Source organism: Alkalibacterium indicireducens, from assembly GCF_039522005.1.
In the GTDB taxonomy this organism is placed as follows: domain Bacteria; phylum Bacillota; class Bacilli; order Lactobacillales; family Carnobacteriaceae_A; genus Alkalibacterium; species Alkalibacterium indicireducens.
Map to the genome: position 1 here is coordinate 1 of NZ_BAAADA010000172.1, position 6,857 is coordinate 6,857.

General features: G+C 47.0%; 9 protein-coding genes and 1 riboswitch. Of the genes, 8 read left to right on the top strand and 1 reads right to left on the bottom strand.

Annotated features, from left to right (window positions below):
• The first annotated feature begins 91 nt into the window (after window positions 1–91).
• Window positions 92–1,210 (top strand): glycerate kinase family protein, encoded by a 1,119-nt coding sequence (locus ABFX15_RS09665; RefSeq protein WP_346025213.1) that lies wholly within the window; start codon window positions 92–94, stop codon window positions 1,208–1,210.
• Window positions 1,211–1,281: 71 nt separating this feature from the next.
• On the opposite strand, the gene ABFX15_RS09670 is transcribed toward ABFX15_RS09665, so the two are convergent.
• Window positions 1,282–1,410, bottom strand: coding sequence for a hypothetical protein (locus ABFX15_RS09670; protein ID WP_346025214.1), 129 nt, complete (start codon window positions 1,408–1,410; stop codon window positions 1,282–1,284).
• A 44-nt stretch (window positions 1,411–1,454) separates the two neighbouring features.
• Here ABFX15_RS09670 and ABFX15_RS09675 point away from each other — a divergent pair, with 44 nt between their 5' ends.
• From ABFX15_RS09675 to ABFX15_RS09705, 7 genes are all read left to right on the top strand, one after another.
• Window positions 1,455–1,601 carry a hypothetical protein gene (locus ABFX15_RS09675; protein WP_346025215.1) on the top strand — a complete coding sequence of 49 codons (147 nt, stop codon included), beginning with the start codon at window positions 1,455–1,457 and terminating at the stop codon, window positions 1,599–1,601.
• A gap of 86 nt (window positions 1,602–1,687) precedes the next feature.
• On the top strand, window positions 1,688–2,494 hold the full coding sequence (locus ABFX15_RS09680; RefSeq protein ID WP_346025216.1) for an AAC(3) family N-acetyltransferase: 807 nt from the start codon (window positions 1,688–1,690) through the stop codon (window positions 2,492–2,494).
• A gap of 33 nt (window positions 2,495–2,527) precedes the next feature.
• On the top strand, window positions 2,528–3,046 hold the full coding sequence (locus ABFX15_RS09685; protein ID WP_346025217.1) for a GNAT family N-acetyltransferase: 519 nt from the start codon (window positions 2,528–2,530) through the stop codon (window positions 3,044–3,046).
• 95 nt (window positions 3,047–3,141) lie between these two features.
• Window positions 3,142–3,246: riboswitch (TPP riboswitch) on the top strand.
• Between the two features lie 41 nt (window positions 3,247–3,287).
• Complete coding sequence (locus ABFX15_RS09690; RefSeq protein ID WP_346025218.1) at window positions 3,288–3,914, top strand: YkoF family thiamine/hydroxymethylpyrimidine-binding protein; 627 nt, start codon at window positions 3,288–3,290, stop codon at window positions 3,912–3,914.
• Window positions 3,914–4,501, top strand: coding sequence for an ECF transporter S component (locus ABFX15_RS09695; protein WP_346025219.1), 588 nt, complete (start codon window positions 3,914–3,916; stop codon window positions 4,499–4,501). Before ABFX15_RS09690 ends, ABFX15_RS09695 begins: the two co-directional genes overlap by 1 nt.
• Window positions 4,494–5,960 carry an ABC transporter ATP-binding protein gene (locus ABFX15_RS09700; RefSeq protein WP_346025220.1) on the top strand — a complete coding sequence of 489 codons (1,467 nt, stop codon included), beginning with the start codon at window positions 4,494–4,496 and terminating at the stop codon, window positions 5,958–5,960. The genes ABFX15_RS09695 and ABFX15_RS09700 overlap by 8 nt, the downstream gene beginning before the upstream one ends.
• Window positions 5,945–6,667, top strand: a complete 723-nt coding sequence (locus ABFX15_RS09705; protein WP_346025221.1) for an energy-coupling factor transporter transmembrane component T family protein — start codon at window positions 5,945–5,947, stop codon at window positions 6,665–6,667. Before ABFX15_RS09700 ends, ABFX15_RS09705 begins: the two co-directional genes overlap by 16 nt.
• The last annotated feature ends 190 nt before the right edge of the window (window positions 6,668–6,857 follow it).

A 6,857-nucleotide genomic window follows, 5' to 3' on the forward strand; every position in this document is an offset into this window, starting at 1 on the left:
GATAATTATTTATAAGAAGTTTCAATAACCGCAAGGGTTAAACCTGGATATTCAACTGCAAAACTTGAGTTACTAAAAGGAGTACGGTCAGATGAAAATTATTGCAGCAATTGATTCATTCAAGGGGTCAATGACTAGTGAAGAGGCAAATCAGTCGGTGATCGATGCACTGCGACATCATGAAGTCGTAAGCTTTCCTATCGCTGACGGCGGAGAAGGCACAGTAGATGCATTCGTCAGAGCAGAAAAAGGGGAAGTGATCATCCGGACCATTACTGGCGTCAACGGTCAGCCTTATGAAGGCCGATGGGGATGGATTGAAGAAAATAATACAGCGGTCATTGAAGTCGCAGAAGGGGCCGGAATCATTCAGGCAGATCCTGAAACTTTTCATCCTGAAAATCATACCAGTTACGGTGTGGGGGAACAGATCAGACAGGCGCTTGATTACGGGGCTGAAACGATTATCCTTGGTCTGGGCGGCAGTGCGACAACCGATGGAGGAATGGGCATGCTTCAGGCGCTTGGGGTAATATTTAAAGATGTAGAAGGAAAGTCTCTTCCAGTATTGCCCGTCAATTTGAAAGCAGTCGAAGCCATAGATGCCTCTGAACTGGATAAACGGGTGACTTCTGTGAAATGGGAGCTGGCTTCGGATGTGTCCAACCCTCTTTTGGGACAGAACGGAGCCGTCTATGTATTAGGGGAACAGAAGGGGCTATCCAAAGATGAGCTGCCAGACTATGACGAGGCAATGGCTGAATATGCCCGCCTGGTTGAAGAGTGCACACAGAGTAAGATGACTGAAATAGAAGGAGCGGGAGCTGCTGGGGGAATTGGGTTTGCGGCATTATCCTTTTTTGGATGCACCTTCCAGAGCGGCCTGACTCTATTGGCTGATAGAGGCAACTTCAAGGCACTTTTAAATGATGCAGATCTGGTAATTACTGGAGAAGGAAAATTCGATACCCAGTCTCTCCAAGGTAAGGTTCCTGTAGGGATCAGCCGCATGTGCCGGGAGGATGAGGTTCCTGTGATTCTGTTTGCCGGAAAAATCGAAGAAGGTCTGGCAGATGTTCCTGAAGAGCACATCCAAGCTGTCCTGCCGATCGTGGACGCACCGATGACTTTGAAAGAAGCGATGGACAAAGGACCTGAGCTACTGGAACGAGCAGTCAGGCGTGCCTTTAAACTCATTGATGCAACCTGATTCAGATAACTGAAAAAAGCGGACCGCTTCTCCCATCAAGGAAGCGATCCGCTTTTGCCTGTCAATTTTTATTAAGGCATGGCACGAATGATCTTGTCGCCAAAGTCGACATCTAGATTTGTAAGATTCAAAATGTCCTGATAATCAACCGAATTAGTGATGACAACCGGTGTGATCGTATAGAATTGAGAATACGTCACTCAAGCCACAGGTCTTTGTCTCTTTTGATGACAACTGGGTAAAAGTGAGCCTGAGGTACATTGTCGGAACGAGAGAACGACGAAAAGTCAGAGATGAGCTGTTCCGGACCATTCTCAGACGGATCAAGGCCTCTGATAATAAGCTGCAGCTGGCATCAGAAACCATTGAAATCGTGCCGTCAGAAGATTAAACTGAATAAGAATCATGCGCCTGGACCGGTCGATGTGTTCGGGCGTTTTTTCATACATAAATGAGCAGATGAAGGAAGTGGTCCCTATGGGAGAAGAACTGATCAAAAATACGGCATGGCCACACACCGTGCAGTCACTAGCGGAGGACATGATAAATTTAGGGCTGAAGAAAGATGCCATAGTCCTTGTTCATACGTCATTGTCAAAAGTCGGCTGGGTAAATGGGGGAGCCCAGGCCTTCGTTGATGCGTTGATGACGGTAATCGATGAAAGAGAAGGGACGCTGGTCATGCCGTCTCAGACGGGTGACTGGAGCGAGCCGTCAAAATGGCAGTATCCGCCAGTCCCTGAAAGCTGGTGGGACACCATTCGCGAAACGATGCCGGCCTTTGATCCCGAAAAGACACCTTGCCCGTATATGGGTGTAGTGGCCAATCTGTTCCGTTCGTATCCGAATGTCAGAAGAAGCAGTCATCCGGCAGTCTCTTTTACAGCCTGGGGAAAGAACGCTGATCAACTCACGTCAGGTCACTCTCTGAACTTTGGACTGGGTGAAGGCTCGCCGCTCAAAAAACTTTATGACGAGAATGCCCTGATTCTGGCAGTCGGAACGGATTATGACACCTCAACGGCCATGCACTTAGGCGAATACCGTGCACCGAATCCGACACTCAAACCTGAAGGGACAGCCATCCTGGAAAAAGGTATCAGAGTCTGGCGGACATATGACGACATCGAATTGGATGAATATCAGTTTAGTGCCATTGGAAACGAGCTCGAGAAAAATGGTCTAGTTACAATCGGAAAAATAGGCAAAGCAGAAGCCAGACTTTACCGGGTCAGAGATGCGGTCGATCAGTCGACCAGACACTTTACGGCACTTAGAAAATAGACATAAACTTCTTAAGCAAAAGGGGAGAACCGAATGAGCACGTATTTTAAATTGGTTGGACTAGAGGATCTGGATACCCTTCAGGCTATCAGTATCGAGACCTTTACAGATACGTTCGAAAAAGACAACACAGAAGAAAACATGACAGATTACCTGTCCAAAGCCTGTACAAAAGAGAAGCTGAGTCAGGAGCTCGCCACAGAAGGGTCACGATTTTACTTTCTATATGCAGACGATGAACTGGCCGGTTATCTGAAACTGAATGCAGGAGAAGCGAGAACGGAAGACATCGATCCTGATGGACTGGAAATCGAACGGATCTATATCCGTACTGGATTCAAGCGCAGAGGGTTGGGGACGAGTCTTTTAAACAAGGCAGTCGAGACAGCTGAAGAACAGGGCTGCACGAGCATCTGGCTGGGTGTCTGGGAACATAACGAGCCTGCGAAAGCATTCTATAAAGCCAAAGGATTCAAGAAAGTAGGGAGTCACTCCTTTTTCATGGGGAACGACGAGCAGACGGACTGGATTATGCTTAAAAGCCTCAGTTAGACAAGGGGGGGCAGAAAACAGATGAAAGCAGTTAAAAATGTATTGTATTCTGTTCGTCAAATTGGTATAGTCATTGTGGTACAACAAAATTAAATACGGAAGATCCTGGGAGTCTCGAATTGGAGGCTGAGAGTGATGTATATCAGACCAGTAACCTGATCAGCGTAATGGCTGCGTAGGAAGTATCTTATATATTATGGCTCTTTCCTATGGTTTTTTTTCGTTAGGAGGAGTTTTTTTCATGCAGAAAAACTATGTCAACTACGGAAATTGTTCAGTCGGAAAGCCTGGTTCCACTTTGGAAATTACAGGCGCACGTTTCAATTTATCGCCGATGAGTGACGATTTCAAATCGATCATTTTAGGTGCGATCAAGCAGGTCGATCTATCGAAAGTCTGGGCACAGACCGACCATATTTCAACAGTTTACCGTGGGAAAGAAGAAGCGGTATTCGATGCACTGAAGGCTGCCTTTTTGTATGCCTACAAGGAAGGGGTTCATATGACTCTCGAATCGACTATTTCAAAAGGGTGTCCCGGAGATACGGACAGTGACTACACACTGGAACTTGACGATCCAAGAGTCAATCAGGCCGAAACAGAAGCAATCGATTTTCCGGTAATCGGGAAGTTTGCCCTTTACCCAATGGGCTCTGACAACTATATGGCAACTATTGCCAAGGTCGTCAACGAAGGGATCGATAGAGGTGTGGTGACAGGTTCTGGTCATTACGGAACGAATCTGGGTGGCAGCGCACAGGATGTCTTCGACTATCTGGAATATGTGTCGCACACAGTCGGCAGTGAAGTCAGTCACTACATCAGTCAATTCACCTTGCACTGTAACGTACCGGAGGGAGAAATCTAATGAACAGAAAACCATTAAGTCTTCGCGACTATTTGTTGATGTCTTTGATTGCCGTCGTTTTTGGGATTGTCTTTTTAATGGCTGTATATGCGGGAACTGCTTTGACTGCTGTACTGACACCGATGGGACTCGGCATACTCGGCTATGAACCCTTTTATGGTATCTGGTACTCGGCAGCCCTTGTCACGACCTACATGATTAGAAAGCCGGTAGTCGGTGTTGTCACTGAAGTGGCCACTGCACTCGTGCAAATCCTTTTAGGCAATATGTTCGGAGCAATCGTACTGATCTCTGCTTTTATTCAGGGCATGGGTGTCGAGCTGGCCTTCTTCGCTACTCGCTATGAAAAATACACTTACAAAGTATCGATGCTGGCTGCCGTAATCACCACACTATTGTCCTTTGTCTGGACAGGGTACAGAGCCAACTATCTGGCTATGAACTGGGGTATCGTCCTGTCGATTTTCGTCATTCGTCTGTCGAGCGCCTTGTTTTTCACCGGTTTCGTGGCAAAATGGTTGTGTGACAAGCTTAATGAAGCCGGTGTACTGAATCATAACCTGAAAGAAAGTGACGCCGTTGAATGAACCCGTTCTATCCATAAAGAATCTGACATTTGAAATAGACGGAAAACAGCTGATTGACCAAGTCAGTCTTGATATTCAACCGGGTGAGACCGTCCTTCTCTGCGGGAGAAGCGGCAGCGGGAAAAGCACCCTGGCTAACTTGATAAATGGGTATTATCCCGAATACGGCGGAAAGCAGGCTGTTGACCGACTTGCCATAAAAGGAGAGGACATAAGCAGACTGTCGGTAGTCGAGCGTTCAGATAAAGTACAGACAATCTTCCAGAATGCCCGGCTGTCTTTTTCCATGCGGACGCTGAGAGAGGAAATGGTCTTTTGTCTGGAAAACAAACGCAAAGCTGTAAGCGAGATAAATCAGGTGATTGAGCAGAAGGCCGCACTATTCGGTCTGAGAAATCTGCTGGACCGCTCCTTTGATGATTTGTCCGGCGGGGAACTGCAAAAAGCCGCCTTTATCTGTGCCTCGCTGACTGACGTGCCGCTCTTCATTATGGACGAACCTTTTGCCAACATGGACGATGAAACGGTTGAGACTTACATGAGCTACATCAATGAGCTGACTGCCAGTGGTAAAGCGGTTCTCATAATCGATCATCATGTCAAAAGATGGGCTGATGTAGACCGCTGGCTTCTGATGGATGCTAAGCAGCAGCTGACCGATTTGTCCGAACTGGCAGATCAAGAGTCACGAATCAGACGCTTGATGGCTGAAGGCATCTGGCTTGATGAGCTTGAATTGAATAGAAAGCCGGTTCAGTCGGACGAATCTGTTTTGGAACTGGACAATGTATCAGTTTTCTATGAAGAAACCGTGCGCCGTTCTTTTTTCAAAAAAGAAACCAGAATTCACACCTTGATAGAAGAAGCCAGCTTTGAACTCAAAAAAGGCTCTCTCACTGCTTTAATCGGGCCCAGCGGAGTCGGCAAGTCGTCTTTATTCAAGGCGATTTTAAAAGCGGCCCCTTACAAAGGTGACATTCGACTCAACCAGGATGATACAAAGAAATTAAAACCTAAAGACCTTTACGCTCAAGTGGGGCTGGTGTTCCAGGATCCCTCTCTGCAGTTTGTCAAAACAACGCTCTTAGATGAGATGGCGGTTAGTTTGCGAGCCTGGGAGACAGTTGAGGAAAGCCAGGTTGAACCGGAAGCGAGAGCGATTTTGTCTAAACACGGCTTCGAGCAGAAAGAAAAGCAGTCACCATGGGTCATTAGTCAGGGTCAGCAGCGCCGCTTGGCTGTTATCTGCATGACCGTCGGCAAGCAGCAATTGCTCCTCGTTGATGAACCGACTTACGGGCAGGATGCCGCCAATGCCAAACTGATTATGGATAAACTCAGTGAACTGTGTCAGGCGGGGATGACCTGTTTGTTTACCAGTCACGACCGTCATCTGGTTGACGCTTATGCTGATCAGATAGTTGAAATTAGAGAGAAAAGGGTGTGGAAGCAAAGATGATCGATTCTATCAATCCGACCGCCAAGACGGTTGGAATTCTGCTAGGCAGTATCGCTTTAGGCCTCACCTTTGACTGGCGAGTAAACCTTACAGTTTCCTTTGTAGGGATGCTTTTTTTGGCTACTTCCAGACGCACTGAGCCTGCCCGCCTGATGAAAGTAGTCCTGCCGCTTGCGGTGGTTTCGATGAGCTACTTCTTCACCGGCTGGCTGTTCAGTTCCGAAGGCGTTCAATTTGCTTCCGGTGCTTCTGATTTAGCCTTGCCGACTGGACGGGATCTGGTGAATGGTCTGAATCTGAGTTCGCGCATTTTTGCCTTTGCCATGCTTGGTATTAGTTACGGGATGACTACCGATTCCGGTGAACTGATTGCCAGTCTAATTCAGCAGGCTAAGATGCCAATGAAAATGGGCTATGCCATTTTGACTGCAGTGAACCTGACCTCACTGATCAAGACCGAACACGAACAGTCCAGACTGGCACTTCAGGTCAGAAACATTCCCGTCAAGCCTCTGGACAGCAAGCCACTTTTTACGATGATGATTCGAATGGTGCACTGGTCAGAACGCTTGTCTCTGGCCATGGAATCTAAAGGGTTCAGCGAAGAACGCGTGATGCAGCTGAAGATGACAGTCAATCCCATTGATATTGTATTTGCGGCGGGACTACCTGTAGCCATAGCTGTACTGGGATTTGTAGTTTTTTAATAATACATGCCAATTCAATAGAAGAGATGTTCATGAGTGATAAAATAGTCATTCGTGGACATCTTTTTCTAAGGTCTTCTGTATGAGGTGAAAAAGAGATAAGTTGTGAACGATAAATCTTTTAACGTAATTCCGAAAGAAGTCTCCCACTTCTAAACGTATGGGTACGAAGCACCAGTGAAAGTGGGAG